We start from the raw sequence: 19,131 nt of genomic DNA, 5'->3' as shown, positions 1-19,131 counted from the left end.
CCGTGGCGCCTGCCGGCGCGACGGCCATCGCGGTGGCGCTGCACCACGCCACACATTCGCCTCATACCGGCTTCACCGTCGCTGGCGACACTCGCTCCGTCCAACTTCAGGAGCAGTGACATGACGGCAGCCGGTGCGAATTTCGATGCGGACGTGGTGATCGTGGGGGCCAGCTTCGCGGGCGCGGCCTGTGCGCTGGCGGCGGCRCGGGCCGGCCTGCGCGTGGTGGTGCTGGAGCGCAAGGTCGATCCGGGCGAAAAACTCCACACCACCGGCATCATCGTCAAGGAGGCCGCCGAGCAGACCTGGCTGCACCACGCGCCGGCAGACTGCCTGCACCGCGTGGAACAGGTGCGGCTCTACGCGCCCAGCCTGCGCAACCTGGCGCTGCGCGCCCCCGGCTACTACTTCCTGACGACCGATACCCCGCGCCTGATGCGCTGGCTGGCCGCTGAACTGGTGAGCCATGGCGTGGACCTGCGCCTCGGCACCGCGTTCACGGGCGCCCAGCCCTGCGAGGGCGGCTGGCGCGTGCCCGGGGTGGGCCGCACGCGCTACCTAGTCGGCGCGGACGGGGTGCGCTCGCGCGTGGCGATCACGGCCGGGCTGGGGCGCGTGCACGACTTCCTCTATGGCGTCGAGTACGAGTTTCCCGGCATGACGCTGCCCGAGCCGGGCGCCCTCCACTGCTTCGTCAGCAAGCGCTTCGCGCCGGGCTATATCGGCTGGGTGACGCAGAACCCGACCGGCGTGCAGGCCGGCCTGGCCCTGCGCCAGACGCCGCGCCGCCCGCGTGCGCCTGACATCGACGGCTTTCTGCAGCGCGTGCGCCATCTGCTGCAAATTCCGGACGACGCCATGCCCGGCGCCACGCGGGCTGGGCTGATTCCGTGCGGCGGGCCGGTCGCGCCCATCGCCGGACCCGGGGTAATGCTGACCGGGGATGCAGCCGGGGTGGTCTCGCCGGTGACGGCAGGCGGAATCCATTCGGCATGGCGCCACGGCGAGACCATCGGCGAGGCCATGGCCGCCCACCTGCTCCACGGCGGGCCGGCGCCGGAGCGGGTGGCGGCGGCCAGCGCGCCACGCTTCCTGACCAAGCGCGCGCTGCGCTGGGTGTTCGACCGCCTGCAGTTCGACTGGCCGTTCGAGGTGCTGCTCCATTCCGCGCCGCTGCGGCTGGCCGCCGAGCGGGTCTACTTCCATCGGCGTGGGGTGCACGCCTGATAAGATCGCGCCAATCCCTGCATTCCAGCATCCCAGAGCCCCCGGAACCAATGAACCCGCCGACCGTCGTCGTGGTGGAAGACGAAGCCGCCATCGCCGACACCATCCTCTATGCACTGCGCACCGACGGCATGCAGGCCGAGCACCTCGTGCTGGGCGGCGATGCCCTCCAGCGGCTGCGCGCGGCACCGGCCGACCTTGTGATCCTGGACGTGGGCTTGCCGGACATGAGCGGCTTCGAGGTCTGCCGGACGCTGCGCACGTTCTCTGACGTGCCAGTGATCTTTCTGACGGCGCGGCACGAGGAGATCGACCGCATCGTCGGGCTGGAGATTGGCGCGGACGACTACGTGGTCAAGCCCTTCTCGCCGCGCGAACTGGCGGCCCGGGTGCGGGTGATCCTGCGCCGTGCCGGCGGTCGCGCCGGAGCACCCCCCACGGCGCCCGAACCCGCCCGGTTCACCCACGATGCCGCCGGCGCGCGCATCGCCTTCCACGGCCAGTGGCTGGCCCTCACGCGCTACGAGTACCGGCTGCTGGCGCTGCTGGTGGCGCAGCCGGGGCGCATCTACTCGCGCGCCCAGCTGATGGACATGGTCTGGCACGACGCCGCCGACACCATCGATCGCACCGTCGACACCCATATCAAGACCGTGCGCGCCAAGCTGCGCGCGGTGGATGCCACGTTCGACGCCATCCGCACCCATCGCGGCATGGGCTACTCGCTCGATCCCTGAGCGCCCGGCCGGCATGCATATCGGAGTCCGCATCTTCTTCGGCTTCTTCCTGATCGTGGGGCTGGCCGCGTTCCTCACGCTGCGGGTGTTCGTGCAGGAGGTGAAGCCGGGCGTGCGCCAGGCGATGGAGGACACGCTGGCCGACACCGCCCAGGTGCTGGCCCTGTTGGCCGCCGACGACATGCAGCAGGGCCACATCGGCGATGGCGCGTTCGCGCGGCGCGTGGCCACGCTGGCCAGCGTGCCGGTAGACGCGACGATCTGGGGCGTGCACAAGGACACCATCCACTATCGGGTGACCATCACCGACAGCCGGGGCATCGTGCGCTTCGACTCCGCCGGCACCGCCGCGGGCGCCGACCACTCCCGCTGGAACGATGTGGCGCGCACCCTGCAGGGCAAGTACGGCGCCCGCAGCACGCGCACCGACCCGGACGACGAGGACAGTACCGTGATGCACGTCGCGGCGCCGATCCGGGCCGATGACGCGGGCGGTACGCCCCATGGCGGTCCGATCATCGGCGTGCTGACCGTCTCCAAGCCGAATCGCGTGATGGCGCCGTTCATCGACCGCAGTCGACAGAAAATCCTGCTCCACGGGTTGCTGCTGATGGGCTGCGCCTTCGTGATCGGGCTGGCGTGCACGCTGTGGCTGGTGCACGGGCTGCGCCGGCTGCAACGCTACGCCCGCGCGGTGGCCGCCGGCGAGCGCGCGGAGATGCCGCTGCGCGGCGCCGGCGAACTGGCGGAGCTGGGCCGCGCCGTGGAGACGATGCGGCTGCGGCTGGAGGACAAGCAGTACGTCGAGCACTACATCCACACGCTGACCCACGAGATGAAAAGCCCGCTGGCGGCCATCGGCGGGGCGGCGGAACTGTTGCAGGAGGAGATGCCTGCCGACGACCGGCGCCGCTTCGCCGCCAATATCCAGGGCCAGACCCGGCGGCTCGAACTGATGATCGGCAAGCTGCTGATGCTGGCGGCGGTGGAGCAGAAGCAGCAGCTCGATGCCAGCGAGCCGGTGGCGCTGCTGCCGCTGCTGGAGGCGATCGTGGAGGCGTGCGAGCCGCGCGCGCGCCAGCGCGGCATCACGCTGCACCGCCAGCCGCGRCCGGAAGGATTCGGGGCGCCCGTGGTCAGCGGCGACCCGTTCCTGCTGCATCAGGCGCTGGCCAACTTGCTCGACAATGCGCTCGACTTCTCGCCGGCGCACGGCACGGTGGACATCGCCGTCCTGCCCGGCGCGGCCGGGATGATCGACATCCGCATTACCGACGATGGCCCGGGCATCCCCGCCTATGCGCAGGGGCGGCTGTTCGAGCGCTTCTATTCGCTGCCGCGCCCCAATGGGCGGGACAGGAGCACCGGCCTCGGGCTGTGCCTCGTGCGCGAGGTGGCGGCGCTGCACCATGGCCGCATCGCCGTGGAGAACCGCCCCGGCGGTGGCGCCGTCGCCACGCTGTCGCTGCCCGCCCCTGGTACGTGAGCGAGTACGTGAACTAGTACGTAATCGTGACGATGATCGTGTCGCGATAGAGGCCCGGCGCTGCCCCGGCCTGCGGTGGCACCTGGCCGTAGACCGGGGCTGGATTGGTCAGGCCATTTCCAGTCCCCATCAGGATGGTCGCCCCGCCCGTGCCATCGCCCCATGCGATGTTGTGCGTGGCATCGATATACAAGCCATACGTCAGGGTCTCCGTGCCGCCATCGCGTGTCATCTTGCGCGCGGTTGGGGTGGCCCCTGCGCCCGTGCCGTTGTTGAGCGTGAGCGAATAGGCCGTGCCCGCCGTGCACGTCACGCTGATGTTGCCGTTGGCCGACACGGGCCCGCTGATCAGGCCGATCTGCCCAAAATCGATATTGGTCGCCGTGATGTTGCAGTCCGACACCACCGTCGCGCGGACGGTGAAAGTCCAGGACGTGCCTTGCGGCATGCTCGTCGAGCAGGCCGGTGGCGTGGACACATAGCCTTGCACGTTCATGTTCGTGTCCGCGGTGGTGTAGATCGCGGTATAGCTGCCGGCCGGCACCGTCGCCTGCGGCAGCAGCATGTAGCCGTAGTACATCACCGTGGCGGTGGCCATGCCGAATGAATCGGCCTGCAGCGTCACCGACCGGGACTGCGGCGGCGTGAAGTACACGGAGCCCCACGGGGTGGTGTGCGACGCGTTCTGGTAGAGGTTGTACGGCAGCGGCGTCGAGGTCGCGCCGGCCATGGTCCGATTCGCCACCGTACCGCCGCCCGGCGCGCCGAAACTCAGGCAGACACGGGCGAACTTGGTCGTCATGTCGGTGCATTCGACTTTCACCTCGCCGTTGACACTGACCGGCGTGGTGGTCAGCACGTTGACATCGCCAAACTCGATATCGCTCATCGTGACGGTGCAGTCGATGGCGTACGCGCTGCCCGCCCACCCCAGCCAGATGAACAGCCCGCAGGCCAGCAGGTGGTGGACCAGACGGCGAACCAGGCCGGTGTTCATGGGCGCTCCCGGAGGACGCAGGGGAAGGGGCCGATGGTGGTCATCACATCGCGCGGGGCATAGGGCACCTGCGCCGTGCAGGTCCTGTCGCCAAAGGTCACTGTCACCCGGTTGTCCGGCTGCAGCGCGGGGAGGAACACGGCGCCGTCGTAGCCGACCACGGCCGTGGCATCGCTCCCTTCCAGCACGACATGCGCCCCCACCGGCAGCGGCTGGCCCTGACCATCGACCAGCAGCACGGTAGCGCCCTCGTAGCGCGTGACCGGGAAGCGCACTGTCACGCCGGCACGCGTGGGCGGCACCACGACCTGGCGGTCCGTCGTCACGCTGGCCTCGGCCGGCAGTCCAAGGGTGCTGATGGCGATCCGGTTGCCATCGTACGGCAGCAGGTCGGGCACGAGCAGGCGGCCGCCGGCATTGGTCTTGCCGACCAGCCGGTTCTCGCGCAGGACCGGCACATCGGGCAGGCCGTCGGTCGACACCACGGCGAAGGCGTCGTAGATCGACCGTCCGGCCAGCAGCGCGCCATCCGCCACCACCAGCGACCCCGCCCCGTAGAGCGAGACATGGTTCGACTCGATGCTGCCCGAGTTGATGTGCTCGGCCTGCGCCGTCACGTCGCCATAGCGGCCGCGATAGTCCACCCGGCCCAGGCCACGGCGATAGCTTTCGCTGCCGGCGTCGGCCTGCACGTTCCAGCCGAAACCGCCCTTGTCGTAGTCGACGGGCCGGTTGGCCGACACCGAGACACTCTTGCGGCCATCGTACGAACTGGCATTCGTGCCGACACTCACGCTGTTGCCGAGTGAAATGGTCACGCCGATGAAGGCACCGACGGTCTGCTGCTGGTCGTAGTCCTTGAACACGTTGGCGAAGATGTTGAAACGCGAGCCGATGGCCGCCGTATAGCCGACCGACACGATGCGCGAACCGCCGAGGAACGACGCGTCCTGGCGCGAGTAGCTGACCGACAGCGTCTGGCGCGCCGTCAGCGGCACGCTGAGCGTGATGTACAGCTGATTCTCCGGCACGGGCACGCCCTCGAGCGTGCCGAGATCGCGATACTGGTTCGCCGCGTGGATCCCCTGCACCGTGAAGCTGAACGCGCGCGAGATGTACTGGTAGCCGCCGCTGAACTGCATGCCGCTGGCATCGCCGGTACTGCCGGAGATGGCCGCGTTCGCCACGCCGAAGTACCCGAGCTGCACCAGCCCGCCGATGCCGGCGTTGCGCAGGCCGCTGGCGGCCTCCGCATGCGCTTCCACGGTCACGGCGTCGGTCACGCCATAGCGTCCCGAGGCCGTGGCGGTGGGCGAGCCGGCGTAGTCGAAGGACAAGCTGCCATAGTTGCGCCGCGCGTAGCCGGCCTGCACCGCGTATTCCGACAACCCCTTCGCGAGCAGCCGCGCATCGACATACAGCGGCCGGTTGACGATCACCTCGCGCCCCAGCTGGTCGCGGTAGACCAGCGTGGCGGTGCCCGCGCCAGTCAGGGCCGGCGGCGTGGCGATCACGAAGGGGCCGCCCGACGACTGCGCCGAGAACTGGCGCAAGCCGTTGAGATAGAGGTCCACCGTGGTCGGGACCACCGCGCTGCCGCCCAGCGACGGCACCGGGTAGGTCACGAGGTCCGGGCGGGTGTTGAAGTTGTGCGCCACGCTGATCCCGCCCATGCGCACCGACCGCGACCACGGCAAGGCGGCGGAGACGAAATCGCCAATCGTGTAGCTCATCAGCCGGCGGGGGTCCTCGTAGGTCCAGTAGGTGTCCTGGCGCAGGTACTCGGTCTGGCCCTCGTGCAGCGTGGTGACGCCCGAGTTTTGGAACACGCCGAACGGCGCGTAGAAGCGCAGCTCGCTCGACAGGGACAAGGTCCGGTTCAGGCGGTCGTAGCTGTCTGCGAAGGCCTGCTCGCCGAGCAGCGGCTGCGGGCCGTGCGTGCCCGAGCCCTGCAGCGGGCTGGGCTTGCGCTGCGCCGCGCGCTGCTCGTCCAGCGAGAGCCGCGTGGTCTGGAGATTGAACGCGTAGTTCACCACCAGGCCGGTGCCGGACTGCACCGGCGGCAGCACGGGCGGCTCGGCGCCGMGCCGCTGGGCCCTGAGCAGCCCCTCGGGCACGCGCAGCGCGATGCGCTGGGCGGCGGCGTCGTAGTCGTAGCCGAGGCCAGGCACGGCGTCCAGGGCGATCTGCTGGTCTGGGCCGAACGGCAGGTCGTCGACGCGGACGCCGAGTTCCTCCAACTCGCCGGCGGCCATGTACAGCACACCGGCCCGCCGGTCGACGCGAACGATCAGCTCCTTCTCGACACCGTTGACAGCCGCCTGCAGGTAGAAGGCGGTGGAGGCACCGTCATCGGCCTCCGGCACCGGTTGCGACCACGCATGCGCGCCGGCCATCAGGTCCATCGCAACGCCGCAGAGCAGCGCGAGCGCCAGCTTGCGGGGTGCGCGGGCGGCGGCACCTCCACGGGGCGGTTTTGACATGGGCGGGCACGGTCGGCATCAGAGGTCGACCAGCATCTCGCGGCCGTTGATCATCATCTTGACGCGCGTGGGCCGGCCCTTGGCCGCGGCGTCGGCGGGCAGTGGCAGCCTCCATTCGATCGACTTGCCTGGCAGCACGTAGCCGAGCAGGCCGGGCACCACGGGGCTGGTGCCGCCGCCACGGTATACCAACGAGACGTCGGTGGCCTGCGCGTGGCTTTCGCCACGGTTCACGGCGCCGAGCTTCACCAGATTGCCGTCGGCGGAGGCCGTCACCGTGACCTGCGCGGGCTTGAGCTTCTCGCGCGGCAGCACGAACACCGGCAGTGAGTAGCGCATCTGCAGCGTCACGCCGGTCGGCCGGGGCTGGCTGCTGTCCAGGACCTCGTCCACCAGCACTCGGTACGCCTCGACCTGCGTGGCCGGCGACTTTTCCGTGCGCACAAGCCGGATCGACTGCGTCTGGCGCGGCGCCAGCGTCAGCATCGGCGGGCTGGCGACGAGCCGGTTGGTGGGCGACAGCGCGTCCTCGCCCCCCACCTGGTCCCAGCCGAACAATCGCACCTGCGCGTTGAGCGGCGTATCGCCCTGATTGGTCAGCGTGATGACGGCGGCGGACTGGCCGGGTGGAATCAGCGTCATGGTCGGCTTGACGTGAATCGTCGCCGCGTTCGCAAAGGGCATCGCCAGCAGGAGCGCAAAAGTCGCCAGGAGTGTTCTTGTCATGTTGTGTCTCCGACAGGGGGTCGGGTGGAGATGGCGCGGCAGGTGCCGTTAGGCGCGCGGCTCAATACTGGACAGTGACGGTCACCAGCGACTGGTAGGTGCCCGCCGCCGGCATGGTCTGGGGTGGCATGCGGCCGTAGATCGTCCGCTCCTGGTCATTGCCGTTGCCGGTGGCGCCGACGGTGTCCGTGCCGACCGTCTGGCCCCAGACCGCCGTGCGGGCGGCGTCGCTGTACAACTGGTATTTCAGCGAATTCGTGCCGTTGCTCATGCGCCGGTCCGGCACCGTGGAACCGGTGCCGTCACCGGGGTTCAGCGCGATCGTGTAGGCGGTGCCGGTCGTGCACGCCACGATGATGACGGTGGTCACATCCACCGGCTGGCTGATCGCGCCCACTTCGCCAAAGGCGAGGTTCGGCGTGCTACGGATGTCGCAATCGCTGACCACCACGGCGCTCACGAGGAACGTGCCGGTCTTGGTGGCCGCCCCTGCCAGCTGTGGCACCGGCAGTGACAGCACGGCCGCGATGGCCATGACACGTGAAAGACGAGCAGGCATGACATCTCCTTGTCCGGATCTATCGGGTTCGCATTGCAGGTCGTTGAATTGCGCGGGAATCTCGCCGGATTTACTTGGAAATCGCTGAATCGGCATTCACTGATAAATCGGTTTCCAACGCTCGCGGTGAGAAACAGCAAAAAGATATTTCCGCGCACTGCTGATATAGATGCCGGATAAATCGATGTCAATCGTGCGTCGCGAGACTCAAAAAAGATTCATCACGGAGCGCCCCCATCACGTCGGGACTTACAGCAAGTGATGTCGTCGCGCAAACTCTGCCAGTTCAATCAGCGATTTGAATTTCAGTTTGCTCATGATATTTGCCTTGTGCGAGCTGACGGTTTTATTGCTGATTTCCAGTAATTCGGATATCGCCTTATTGGTATGGCCCGAGGCCAGCATGCGCAATACCGTCAGTTCGCGCCGGCTCAAAATGCGCGCGGGGTCGCCGGCCACGGCCGAGAGGCGCCGCAGCGTGGGCAGCAGGTGCGTGGGAAACACCGCGAAGCCCTGCATGACGGCGCGCAGGGCCGGCGTGAGTGCGTGCAGGCCGTCGCCCTTGTCGACATACCCATGGGCGCCGCCATGGATGGCGCGCTCGCCGGCGCCGGTCATCGCGGACAGCACCAGCACCCGGGTGCCGGGATGGCGCGATACGAGTTCGGCCAGCAACGCCTCGCCCGGCACGCCGGGCAGGCTCAGGTCCACGACGATCAGGTCGGCGATGGCGTCGCGCAGCACGCGCAAGGCGTCCGCGCCGTTGGTCACTTCCGTGACGGTGTCGAAATCGAGGTCCTCGGTGAGGCGGCTTCTGACGGCAAGCCGGATCGCGGGGTGATCATCCACGACAAGGGCGGTGGGCATGGGCTCGGGCTCCTACAGTTGAGTGATGCCCGAGCATAGGCCGTCCGTTTCCGTGCAGGATGCGGAAACGTCGGCAATGACACTGCGAAACTTCCGTGTATCGATGCAGAAATTTCAGCTCCTGCGGATTTGTGTCCGCCCGGGGCGCGCGGATGACATCGGCAAATCACATCGCGACGGACATGACAATCGTGAAATCCTGAAAATTTCGTCTGAATTTGACCTAAGTTGAAAGGCGAGCCCCGCACATCTGCCAATCTGATGAGGATGCGTGACACCTGTGTCATGCCACAACCGGAGATCGCCGCCATGCCCCAAATCATCCTTGCCACCGATGGATCGAACTTCAGCGATGCCGCCGCGCACTTCCTGGCCACCGGACGGCTGCTGCAACCGGGCTATACCGTGCACGTGGTGCACGTCTCGCCCGAAGTCACGGGTCAGGTGCGCGCGTTCGTCAACAAGGACACCATCGACGCCTGGCACCACGATGAAAGCGAGAAGGCCATGGCCTCCGTCTGCAAGATCCTTGGCGATGCCGGCGTGCCGTTCGAGCGCCACCCGCTGCGCGGCTTCGCGCCGGACAAGATCCTGGCGCACGCCAGGGCGGTCCATGCCGATGCCATCGTCATGGGCACCCATGGCCGGGGGTCGTTCTTCGATGCGGTGATTGGTTCCGTGGCGGGCCGCGTGCTGGCGCAGGCCGACTGCCCGGTGATGATGGTCAAGGGCGATCGCCGCCCCGCCTGATCGGCTGGCCTACCCCCAGAGCGGGGGTTCGTCCATCAGCGCGATCTGCTCGCGCAATTCGAGGATGCGGTCCTGCCAGTAGCGCGCCGTGCCGAACCACGGGAACGCGGCCGGGAAAGCGGGATCGCGCCAGCGCGCGGCCAGCCAGGCGCTGTAGTGCAGCAGGCGCAGCGTGCGCAGCGCCTCCACCAGCCATAGCTCGCGCGTCTCGAATTCAGCAAAATCCTCGTAGCCGGCCACGATGTCGGCCAGCTGGCCCTGCATCGCCGCGCGGTCGCCTTCGAGCAGCATCCACAGGTCCTGCACCGCCGGCCCCATGCGGCTGTCGTCGAAATCGACGAAATGCGGGCCCGGCGCGCCGCGTCCGCGGGCGTCTTCCGGATCGATCCACAACACATTGCCACGATGGCAGTCGCCATGCAGCCGCAGCAGGCGGATATCGCCGGCGCGGTCGTAGCAGCGACGCACGGCGTCCAGGGCCAGGTCCACGGCGGCGCGCCACGGCGCGAGCAGGTCGGCGGGAATGCAGTCGTGGGCGAGCAGGTAGTCGCGCGGGACCACGCCGAAGGTCTCCACGTCGAGCGTGGGACGGGCCTGGTACGGCGCCGACGCGCCCACCGCGTGGATGCGCCCGATAAAGCGGCCCAGCCACGTGAGCGTCTCGGCGCGATCGAGCGCCGGCTCGCGGCCGCCGCAGCGCGGGAAAACGGAAAATCGGAAATCGTCGTGTACGAGCAGCGTGGCGGGCGGCTGTCCGCCGAGCGAGGCAGACAGCGCCGGCACCGCCGGGATCTCGGCATCGGCCAGTTGCTGGACGAACGCGTGTTCCTCGAGGATGGCGGCGTCAGTCCAGCGGCCCGGCCGGTAGAACTTGGCGATGACCGGCGCGGCATCCTCGATGCCGATCTGCCAGACGCGGTTCTCGTAGCTGTTGAGCGCCAGCAGGCGCCCGTCCGGCTGGAAGCCGGCGGCTTCCAGGGCGTCGAGGATGCACTCCGGCGTCAGGCCGGCATAAGGTACATCCTCGTCGACGGGCGCTGTCATGGGGCGCGTGACGCTCAGGGCTTGCGGCCGCCGAGCAGCGCTGCCTGCGACGCCGGACGACGGTTGCGCGCGGGCGGCGCGCCGGCAGCGTCCTGCGCCGGGCGCGGGGCGTTGTTGCCGTTGCCGCCGCGGCCATTGCCGCCGCCGTTACCACCGTTACCACCGTTACCGCCATTGCCACCGCCGTTGCCGGCAGCCTGTCGGCCACCGCGGTTGCCGCCGTTGGCACCGTTGCCGTTGCCATTGCCGTTCCCGTTGGCGCCGCGCGCCGGCTGGGCCGGGCGGTTGCGCGGTGCGTCCTGGCGCTGGCCTTCCGGGCGCGGTGCGGCGGGCTTCGGGGCGCGTTCCTGACGGCGGTCGCCGCCCTCGCCCCGGGGCTTGGCCTGTGCCGGCGGGCGCTGGCCACGGCCTGCGCCCTGGCCACCACCACCGCCGCCACGTTGCTGGCGGCCCTTCTGGATCGGCTCGGCCACGATGCTCGGGTCCACTTCGAAGCCCGGCAGGACGGTCTGTTCGATCTGGCGCTTGATCAATCGTTCGATATCGCGCAGCAGGCCGTGCTCATCCACGCAGACCAGGGAGATCGCCTCGCCCTCGGCGCCGGCGCGGCCCGTACGGCCGATACGGTGCACATAGTCCTCGGGCACGTTCGGCAGGTCGAAGTTGACCACGTGGGGCAACTGGTCGATGTCGATGCCACGCGCCGCGATGTCAGTCGCCACCAGCAGCCGCAGCGTGCCGGCCTTGAACTCGGACAGCGCGCGCGTACGCGCCGACTGGCTCTTGTTGCCGTGGATCGCCAGCGCGGACAGGCCGTCCTTGGTCAGCTGCTCGGCCAGCCGGTTGGCGCCGTGCTTGGTACGCGTGAAGACCAGCACCTGGTGCCAGTCCTCCTCGCGCACCAGGTGGGCCAGCAGTTCGCGCTTGCGTTCGCGGTCCACCGGGTAGGCGCGCTGCGCCACGGTTTCCGCCGTGGTGTTGCGGCGAGCCACTTCGATCGAGGCGGGGTTGTTCAGCAGGCGGTCGGCCAGCGCGCGGATATCGTCCGAGAACGTGGCCGAGAACAGCAGGTTCTGGCGCTTGGCCGGCAGGATATTCAGGATCTTGCGAATATCGTGGATGAAGCCCATGTCGAGCATGCGGTCGGCTTCGTCCAGCACCAGCAGTTCTACCTGGGAGAGGTCGATGGTCCGCTGCGACACGTGGTCGAGCAGCCGGCCCGGCGTGGCCACGACGATATCGACGCCGCGCTTGAGGGCCTCGATCTGCGGGTTGATGCCCACGCCGCCGAACATCACCATCGAGCGCAGCTTCAGGTATTTGCCATAGTTGCGGACGCTCTCCTCCACCTGGGCGGCAAGCTCACGCGTGGGAGTCAGCACCAGTGCGCGCACTGGCTGGCGTGCCCCGCGCGGGGCCGGATTGTGGGCGGCGGATTCGCCCAGCAGCTGCAGCATGGGCAGCGTGAAGCCCGCGGTCTTGCCGGTGCCGGTCTGGGCGCCGGCGAGCAGGTCGCCACCTTTGAGAATGGCAGGGATAGCCTGCGCCTGAATCGGGGTCGGCGTGGTGTAGCCCTGTTCGGCCACGGCACGCACCAGCTTGTCGGACAAGCCTAGATCGGAAAAAGACATGAAATGACGCTTCAGCCGCCCGTCACGCAAGGGATTGCGCCAATCGCAGGGCGGCATGGGTAGGAAACCGAACCTGAAGCACCCCGAAGGGGGTCAGGTCCCGGTGGGACGGGCCGATTGCCCCCGCCTCCGGTGGGAGAAGGGCCGTAGTGTACCAGCCCGGCGCCCTCCCCATACCCTGCCGGCGATGGGGTGGCGCCGGCTCCACCCCATCGCCCCCCCGCCCCGGGCCGCCGGGGGTGTCCGGATCTCGCCACATCAGGCGCCCGGCACCCACCCAACGGGGGTACAAGGCGGGCGATGCGGGTAGAATGCCGGGTTGCCCGGCCCGTGCGCATGTCGCGCGGACGGCGCCATTCCCCTCACCAGTCACCCGAAGCCGGAGTCATCATGTCCTTGCGGTTCTCCCTGACGCGTCAGTCCGTGTTCCTGGCGGTGGTTGCCGCCGCCCTGGCCTTGCCCGGCGCGGCCGCGCTGGCCCAGGACGTGCCCGTGGCCGGCACCCCGGTCCGCGTGATTCCGGCCGATGCGCCGATGGCGCGCATGGTGATGGCGATGCCCACGGCCTCCACGCCGCTGACCGCCAAGCTCGACAGCAAGACGGTGGCCACGGCGCCCGGCCTGCGGGTCTTCAGCACGGAAACGCAGCTGCTGAACCCGGTGGTCATCGCCGGCAAGAAGCTCCCGGTGCGCTACAAGCTGGACCTCTACGGCCAGCTCCAGACCGCCTGGGTGCTGACCGATGCCGAGGTGAAGGAATGGAAGGCCTCGCATTAAGTTGAAAAACACGTCGCAGGCGGCCCGCCCCCGGCCGCGTTGTCCCCAGAAGCAGAAGCAAACCCTGATGCCCCCAGGTAAACCACTGAGACCGGCACCATGAAAAAAGTATTCGTGAAGACGTACGGCTGCCAGATGAACGAGTATGACTCGGACAAGATGGTGGACGTACTCAACGCCACGCAGGGCATGGAGCCCTGCGACAACGTCGAAGACGCCGACGTCATCCTCTTCAACACCTGCTCCGTGCGCGAGAAGGCCCAGGAGAAGGTGTTCTCCGAGCTGGGCCGCATGAAGGCGCTCAAGGCCGCCAAGCCGGACCTCGTGATCGGCGTGGGTGGCTGCGTGGCCAGCCAGGAAGGCGCCAGCATCGTCTCCCGCGCGCCCTACGTGGACGTCGTGTTTGGCCCGCAGACGCTGCACCGCCTGCCGGACCTGATCGATCGCCGCCGCCGCACCGGCCAGTCCCAGGTCGACATTTCCTTCCCCGAGATCGAGAAGTTCGACCACCTGCCGCCCGCCAAGGTGGACGGCCCGAGCGCGTTCGTCTCGATCATGGAAGGCTGCTCGAAGTATTGCAGCTACTGCGTGGTGCCCTACACGCGCGGCGAGGAAGTCTCGCGCCCGTTCGAGGACGTGCTGGCCGAAGTGGCCGGCCTGGCCGACCAGGGCGTGCGCGAAGTCACGCTGCTGGGCCAGAACGTCAACGCCTATCGCGGCGCGATGGGCGGTACGACGGAAATCGCCGATTTCGCCCTGCTGATCGAATACGTGGCCGAGATCCCCGGCATCGAGCGCATCCGCTACACCACCAGCCATCCGAAGGAGTTCACCTCGCGGCTGGTGGAGCTGTACGAGCGCTGCGACAAGTTGGTGAACCATCTCCACCTGCCTGTGCAGCACGCCTCGGACCGCATCCTGATGGCGATGAAGCGCGGCTACAGCGCGCTCGAGTACAAGAGCATTATTCGCCGCTTGCGGGCGATCCGGCCGACCATGTCGATGTCGTCCGACTTCATCATCGGCTTCCCCGGCGAGACCGATGCCGACTTCGGGAAGCTGATGTCGATGATCGAGGAAGTCGGCTATGACACCTCGTTCTCGTTCATCTTCAGCCCGCGCCCCGGCACGCCGGCGGCCAACCTGCACGACGACACCCCGCATGACGTGAAGCTGCGCCGCCTCCAGCGGCTGCAGGCCACCATCGAGGAAAACGTGCAGCGCATCAGCCAGGGCATGGTCGGCACGGTCCAGCGCATCCTCGTGGAAGGCCCGGCCCGCAAGGACCCCACCGAGCTGCACGGCCGCACCGAGAACAACCGCGTGGTCAACTTCGCGCTGCCCGGCGTACCGCAGGCGCGGCGCGACCAGATGATCGGCCAGATGGTCGATGTCAGCATCACGCAGGCATTCCCGCACTCGCTGCGCGGCGAGATCGTGGTGCGCCAGTAAGGACCTCCATGAAAATCCAGACGGCGGAATTCGTCGCACCCAAGGACGACAACGCGCGGCTCCAGAACCTGTGCGGGCCGCTCGACGAGAACCTGCGCCAGATCGAGCAGGCGCTCGACGTGACGATCCAGCGCCGCGGCCACCGCATGACGGTGCGCGGCGCGCGCGCCCAGGACGCCGCGCTGGCGCTGGAGCGCTTCTATAACGATTCGCGCGTGTCGCTGTCGATCGACGACATCCAGCTTGGGCTGGTGGAATCGCGCCAGATCTCCGCGCACGGCGCCTACCTGCCCGAGACCACGGCCAGCGGCTACGCCAATGGCGAGGAAGACCCGCGCGGGCTGGATGAATCCCCGGTGCTGCACACGCGCCGCATCGGGCTGCAGGGCCGCACCGCCACGCAGCGCGAGTACCTGCGCCACATCCTCGCGCACGACCTSACGCTGGGCATCGGCCCGGCCGGCACSGGCAAGACCTACCTGGCCGTGGCCTGCGCCGTGGACGCGCTCGAGCGCGATGCCGTCAAGCGCATCGTGCTGACCCGCCCGGCCGTGGAGGCCGGCGAGCGGCTCGGCTTCCTGCCGGGCGACCTCGCCCAGAAGGTGGACCCCTACCTGCGCCCGCTCTACGACGCCCTGTACGACCTGCTCGGTTTCGATCGCACGCAGAAAATGTTCGAGCGCCAGATGATCGAAGTCGCGCCGCTGGCCTACATGCGCGGCCGCACGCTGAACCACGCGTTCATCATCCTCGACGAAGCCCAGAACACCACGCCGGAACAGATGAAGATGTTCCTGACGCGGATCGGCTTCGGCGCCAAGGCCGTGATTACCGGCGACACCACCCAGATCGACCTGCCGCGCGGGCAGAAAAGCGGCCTGGTGGAAGCCCAGCACGTGCTGCGCGATGTACGCGGCGTCGCGTTCACGCGCTTTACCAGCACCGACGTCGTGCGCCATCCCCTGGTGGCGCGCATCGTCGATGCGTATGACGAATTCCACGCCCAGCACAAGGACGCCTGATCTTGACCAAGAAGTCTCCCGCCGCCAGCCTCATCCTGTTCGATGCCGACGGCCGCGCGCGCAAGAGCGCCGCAAACGCGCTGCGCGTGCAACTGCCCGATGGGCGCAGCCTGACCGTGGACCTGTCCCAGGCCGCCGACGGCGTGGTGGCCCTGCTGGCCGAACACACCGATACCCGCCAGCAGGCCGGCCTGCTGGTGCGGCCGGACAACCACGACGCCGTGTCGGTCGCCGTGACGGCTACGCCACTTGTGACCACCACCGGCACCCCGGCCACGCCGCCTGAGGTCGAACTCGACGTCCAGTATGGCGATGGCGTGCGCAAGCGCACCGGCCTGCCCTCCGCCAAGCAGATCGGCAAATGGGTGCGCTCGGCGCTGTTCGCCGATGCCACGCTGACCATCCGTTTCGTCGACGAGGAAGAAGGCCGCACGCTGAACCGCACCTATCGCGGCAAGGACTACGCGACCAATGTGCTGACCTTCGCCTACGCGGAGCACGCCGACGACCCGGTGACCGGCGACATCGTGCTGTGCTGCCCAGTGGTGGAGGCCGAGGCCAAGGCGCAGAAGAAGCCGCTCGACGCCCACTACGCGCACCTGATCGTCCATGGCGCGCTGCACGCCCAGGGCTACGAGCACGAGCATGACGGCGAGGCCGAGGAAATGGAGGCGATCGAGACCGAGACGCTCCAGGCGCTCGGCTACGCCGACCCGTACCTGCCGGTGCGCGAGGATCGCTGAAGCGAAGGATTGTGAAGTGCCGTGTGCGCCACCTGCGTGCGCCACGGCACCCCCTGTCACGGGGCTGGAATCCTTTTAGTGTATGCTTCAGACGATCTCCACCACGCGCTAAGCCGCGACATGAACGACCCCTATCCCAGTTCGAAACCTGCCAATCACAAGCAGGCGGATCGCCCAAGGTCCCTTCTCGAACGCCTCACCGATTTCATTTCCCCTGAGCCGGACACGCGCGCCGAACTCCTGGAAGTGCTGCAGGAAGCGCATGAGCGCAACCTGATCGACGCCGATTCGCTCTCGATGATCGAGGGTGTATTCCAGGTCTCCGAGTTGACCGCCCGCGACATCATGGTGCCCCGCGCCCAGATGGACGCCGTCAACATCGCCGACGCGCCCGAGACGTTTATCCCCTATATGCAGCAGACGGCGCACTCGCGCTTTCCGGTCTACGAAGGCAGCCGCGACAACATCATCGGCATCCTCCTGGCCAAGGACCTGCTGCGCTATTACACCGACGACACGTTCGACCTGCGCGAAACGCTGCGCCCGGCCGTGTTCATCCCCGAGTCCAAGCGGCTCAACATCCTGCTGCGCGAGTTCCGGATCAACCGCAACCACATCGCCATCGTCGTGGACGAATACGGCGGCGTGGCGGGGCTGGTGACAATCGAGGACGTGCTCGAACAGATCGTGGGTGACATCGAGGACGAATTCGACCTCGACGAGGACCACGACAACATCCTGCCGACCGCCGATGGCGCCTGGCGCGTGCACGGGTTGACCGAGATCGAGCAGTTCAACGAGGCCTTCGGCACCGCCTTCCCCGATGACGACGTGGACACCGTGGGTGGCCTGCTGACCAATCATCTGGGGCACGTGCCCCATCGTGGCGAAATCATCACTTTGCCGCCGCTCCGCTTCGAAGTGCTGCGCGCCGACGCACGGCAGGTGCACCTGCTCCAGGTGCGCCGCGAGGCGACCGACCACCTGGCCGTGGCCGACGCATGACGCGCGAAGTCCAGGCCGGCGCCGCCAGCACGGCGAGCGCCCGGCAAACCGGCCAGCGCGCCGGGTCCGCTACCGCTGTGTTCCGGCTGCTCATGGCGGCGACGCTCGGCGTCGCCCATACGCAGGCGTTCGCGCCCCATGACTGGTGGTGGCTGCAGATCCTGTCGATGGCCGGGCTGGTCGCCCTGCTCGCCGATGCCCCGCGCCCGCGCGCGGCGGCCGCCACGGGCTACGCGTTCGGGCTGGGCTGGTTCCTGTCCGGCATCTGGTGGCTTTATATCAGCATGCATGTCTACGGCGAGATGCCGGCCTGGATGGCCGGGCTGGCCGTGGTGCTGTTTGCCGGCTATCTGTCGATCTGGCCCGCGCTGGCCGGCGGCGTCTGGCACTGGCTGACCCAGCGCGGACGCCACGGCGTGCTGCCGGCGCTGGCGTTCGGCGCCACCTGGGCGCTGGGCGAATGGCTGCGCGGCGTGGTCTTCACGGGCTTCCCGTGGCTGGGCAGCGGCTATCCCCATACCGACGGGCCGCTCGCCGGCTTCGCCCCCCTGATCGGCGTGTACGGCATTGCCGCGCTGGCTTCGGCGGTAGCCGCGCTATTGGTGACGGCGGTACGCGCCGCCCTGCGCCGCTCGGCTACGCAGGACGCCACGCCGGACACCGCATCGCGCCGTGGCCTCGTCACCGCGCTGGCCCTCGTCATCGGCCTGCCCGCGCTGGGCTTCGCGCTGACGCCCATCGCCTGGACCACGCCGGTGGGCGAGCCAATCTCGGTGCGGCTGCTGCAGGGCAACGTCGCGCAGGACATCAAGTTCGAGCCGGTGGGCATCCAGCGTTCGCTGGAGCTGTACCGCGACCTGATCACGGCGGAGCCGGCGGACCTCGTGGTCACGCCCGAAACCGCGTTCCCGGTGATCCTCCAGGAACTGCCGGTCGATATCGCCCAGGCGGTACGCCGGCATATGGAATCGACCGGCACCACGGTGCTGTTCGGCGCGGCCGGGGCCGATTCGCCGGTGGACTTCACCAACAGCGTGTTCGCCATCGGCCCGGAGCAGCCCACGCTCTACCGCTATAACAAGCACCATCTGGTGCCGTTCGGCGAATTCATCCCGTTCGGGTTCCACTGGTTCGTGGACATGATGAAGATGCCGCTCGGCGACTTCCGGCGCGGCGGGCTGGACCAGCCGGCGGTGCCGGTGCGCGGCATCCATGTCGCGCCCAACATCTGCTACGAGGATCTGTTCGGCGAGGAAATCGCCGCCACCCTGCGCCAGCAGCCGTCACCGGCCAATATGCTGGCAAATGTGACGAATCTGGCATGGTTCGGCGACACCATCGCCCTGGACCAGCATCTCCAGATCTCGCGGATGCGCGCCCTGGAGACGCGCCGCCCGATGCTGCGCGCGACCAATACCGGCATGACGGCGGTGGTGAAGCCAGATGGCACGGTGCAGGCGCGGCTGCCGACCTTCCAGCTCGGCACGCTCGGGGCCACGGTGCAGGGTACGCAGGGGCTCACCCCCTTTGTGCGATGGGGCAATGTGCCGGCGCTGGCGGCCTGCCTGATCGTGCTCGCGCTGGCGTTCGGCGCGCGGCGGCGGGCACGCCCGTAGCGGCGTGAC

Annotated in this window: 17 protein-coding genes; 10 read left to right on the top strand and 7 right to left on the bottom strand. The window is 68.4% G+C overall.

The window, feature by feature from the left end; translation table 11 throughout:
• Positions 1–120 precede the first annotated feature (120 nt).
• From AC1DEL_RS12840 to creC, 3 genes are read left to right on the top strand one after another with little or no spacing between them, the layout of a single operon-like run.
• Entirely contained in the window at positions 121–1,227 is a 1,107-nt protein-coding gene (locus tag AC1DEL_RS12840; RefSeq protein ID WP_477125821.1) for an NAD(P)/FAD-dependent oxidoreductase, read from the top strand.
• A 50-nt stretch (positions 1,228–1,277) separates the two neighbouring features.
• Positions 1,278–1,964 carry a two-component system response regulator CreB gene (gene creB, locus AC1DEL_RS12835; protein WP_092291979.1) on the top strand — a complete coding sequence of 229 codons (687 nt, stop codon included), beginning with the start codon at positions 1,278–1,280 and terminating at the stop codon, positions 1,962–1,964.
• 13 nt (positions 1,965–1,977) lie between these two features.
• On the top strand, positions 1,978–3,450 hold the full coding sequence (creC, locus tag AC1DEL_RS12830; RefSeq protein ID WP_477125820.1) for a two-component system sensor histidine kinase CreC: 1,473 nt from the start codon (positions 1,978–1,980) through the stop codon (positions 3,448–3,450).
• Positions 3,451–3,463: 13 nt separating this feature from the next.
• Here creC and AC1DEL_RS12825 read toward each other — a convergent pair whose 3' ends face one another.
• The 5 genes from AC1DEL_RS12825 to AC1DEL_RS12805 form a co-directional block, all read right to left on the bottom strand.
• A complete protein-coding gene (locus AC1DEL_RS12825) occupies positions 3,464–4,447 on the bottom strand; it encodes a Csu type fimbrial protein (protein ID WP_477125819.1) in 984 nt (327 codons plus the stop codon).
• Positions 4,444–6,930, bottom strand: a complete 2,487-nt coding sequence (locus AC1DEL_RS12820; protein WP_477159093.1) for a fimbria/pilus outer membrane usher protein — start codon at positions 6,928–6,930, stop codon at positions 4,444–4,446. Before AC1DEL_RS12820 ends, AC1DEL_RS12825 begins: the two co-directional genes overlap by 4 nt.
• 18 nt (positions 6,931–6,948) lie before the next feature.
• Positions 6,949–7,656, bottom strand: a complete 708-nt coding sequence (locus AC1DEL_RS12815) for a fimbrial biogenesis chaperone (RefSeq protein WP_092291975.1) — start codon at positions 7,654–7,656, stop codon at positions 6,949–6,951.
• Positions 7,657–7,717: 61 nt separating this feature from the next.
• The gene (locus AC1DEL_RS12810; protein ID WP_477107839.1) at positions 7,718–8,215 is read right to left on the bottom strand and encodes a Csu type fimbrial protein; all 498 of its coding nucleotides are present in this window, start codon (positions 8,213–8,215) and stop codon (positions 7,718–7,720) included.
• A gap of 249 nt (positions 8,216–8,464) precedes the next feature.
• Entirely contained in the window at positions 8,465–9,082 is a 618-nt protein-coding gene (locus AC1DEL_RS12805) for a response regulator transcription factor (protein ID WP_149136676.1), read from the bottom strand.
• 309 nt (positions 9,083–9,391) lie between these two features.
• Between AC1DEL_RS12805 and AC1DEL_RS12800 the strand changes: the two genes are divergently transcribed.
• Positions 9,392–9,832, top strand: coding sequence for a universal stress protein (locus AC1DEL_RS12800; RefSeq protein WP_092291969.1), 441 nt, complete (start codon positions 9,392–9,394; stop codon positions 9,830–9,832).
• Between the two features lie 9 nt (positions 9,833–9,841).
• Here AC1DEL_RS12800 and AC1DEL_RS12795 read toward each other — a convergent pair whose 3' ends face one another.
• Positions 9,842–10,876 carry a serine/threonine protein kinase gene (locus AC1DEL_RS12795; protein WP_092291967.1) on the bottom strand — a complete coding sequence of 345 codons (1,035 nt, stop codon included), beginning with the start codon at positions 10,874–10,876 and terminating at the stop codon, positions 9,842–9,844.
• A gap of 14 nt (positions 10,877–10,890) precedes the next feature.
• Complete coding sequence (locus tag AC1DEL_RS12790; protein ID WP_477125817.1) at positions 10,891–12,507, bottom strand: DEAD/DEAH box helicase; 1,617 nt, start codon at positions 12,505–12,507, stop codon at positions 10,891–10,893.
• Positions 12,508–12,897: 390 nt separating this feature from the next.
• On the opposite strand from AC1DEL_RS12790, the gene AC1DEL_RS12785 reads away from it, so the two are divergent.
• From AC1DEL_RS12785 to lnt, 6 genes are all read left to right on the top strand, one after another.
• Positions 12,898–13,284: a hypothetical protein gene (locus AC1DEL_RS12785; protein WP_092291965.1), complete on the top strand. Its 387-nt coding sequence runs from the start codon at positions 12,898–12,900 to the stop codon at positions 13,282–13,284.
• Positions 13,285–13,383: 99 nt separating this feature from the next.
• The gene (miaB, locus tag AC1DEL_RS12780; RefSeq protein WP_092291963.1) at positions 13,384–14,736 is read left to right on the top strand and encodes a tRNA (N6-isopentenyl adenosine(37)-C2)-methylthiotransferase MiaB; all 1,353 of its coding nucleotides are present in this window, start codon (positions 13,384–13,386) and stop codon (positions 14,734–14,736) included.
• Between the two features lie 8 nt (positions 14,737–14,744).
• Positions 14,745–15,758 carry a PhoH family protein gene (locus AC1DEL_RS12775; protein ID WP_092291961.1) on the top strand — a complete coding sequence of 338 codons (1,014 nt, stop codon included), beginning with the start codon at positions 14,745–14,747 and terminating at the stop codon, positions 15,756–15,758.
• A gap of 2 nt (positions 15,759–15,760) precedes the next feature.
• Positions 15,761–16,501, top strand: coding sequence for an rRNA maturation RNase YbeY (gene ybeY / locus AC1DEL_RS12770; RefSeq protein WP_092291959.1), 741 nt, complete (start codon positions 15,761–15,763; stop codon positions 16,499–16,501).
• A gap of 120 nt (positions 16,502–16,621) precedes the next feature.
• Entirely contained in the window at positions 16,622–17,506 is an 885-nt protein-coding gene (locus tag AC1DEL_RS12765) for an HlyC/CorC family transporter (protein WP_092291957.1), read from the top strand.
• Positions 17,503–19,122 (top strand): apolipoprotein N-acyltransferase, encoded by a 1,620-nt coding sequence (lnt, locus tag AC1DEL_RS12760; protein WP_477125816.1) that lies wholly within the window; start codon positions 17,503–17,505, stop codon positions 19,120–19,122. The genes AC1DEL_RS12765 and lnt overlap by 4 nt, the downstream gene beginning before the upstream one ends.
• The last annotated feature ends 9 nt before the right edge of the window (positions 19,123–19,131 follow it).

This window comes from Cupriavidus sp. 10L43_2, assembly GCF_056395265.1.
The sequence above is the reverse complement of the archived record's forward strand: the minus strand, read 5'-3'. Positions and strand labels throughout refer to the sequence as shown.

Bases quoted from the DNA above. Each gene is read 5' to 3' on its own strand.
- creB (WP_092291979.1), top strand. From the start codon at position 1,278: ATGAACCCGCCGACCGTCGTCGTGGTGGAAGACGAAGCCGCCATCGCC.
- AC1DEL_RS12825 (WP_477125819.1), bottom strand. From the start codon at position 4,447: ATGAACACCGGCCTGGTTCGCCGTCTGGTCCACCACCTGCTGGCCTGC.
- AC1DEL_RS12815 (WP_092291975.1), bottom strand. From the start codon at position 7,656: ATGACAAGAACACTCCTGGCGACTTTTGCGCTCCTGCTGGCGATGCCC.
- AC1DEL_RS12810 (WP_477107839.1), bottom strand. From the start codon at position 8,215: ATGCCTGCTCGTCTTTCACGTGTCATGGCCATCGCGGCCGTGCTGTCA.
- AC1DEL_RS12805 (WP_149136676.1), bottom strand. From the start codon at position 9,082: ATGCCCACCGCCCTTGTCGTGGATGATCACCCCGCGATCCGGCTTGCC.
- AC1DEL_RS12800 (WP_092291969.1), top strand. From the start codon at position 9,392: ATGCCCCAAATCATCCTTGCCACCGATGGATCGAACTTCAGCGATGCC.
- AC1DEL_RS12795 (WP_092291967.1), bottom strand. From the start codon at position 10,876: ATGACAGCGCCCGTCGACGAGGATGTACCTTATGCCGGCCTGACGCCG.
- AC1DEL_RS12790 (WP_477125817.1), bottom strand. From the start codon at position 12,507: ATGTCTTTTTCCGATCTAGGCTTGTCCGACAAGCTGGTGCGTGCCGTG.
- AC1DEL_RS12785 (WP_092291965.1), top strand. From the start codon at position 12,898: ATGTCCTTGCGGTTCTCCCTGACGCGTCAGTCCGTGTTCCTGGCGGTG.
- miaB (WP_092291963.1), top strand. From the start codon at position 13,384: ATGAAAAAAGTATTCGTGAAGACGTACGGCTGCCAGATGAACGAGTAT.
- AC1DEL_RS12765 (WP_092291957.1), top strand. From the start codon at position 16,622: ATGAACGACCCCTATCCCAGTTCGAAACCTGCCAATCACAAGCAGGCG.
- lnt (WP_477125816.1), top strand. From the start codon at position 17,503: ATGACGCGCGAAGTCCAGGCCGGCGCCGCCAGCACGGCGAGCGCCCGG.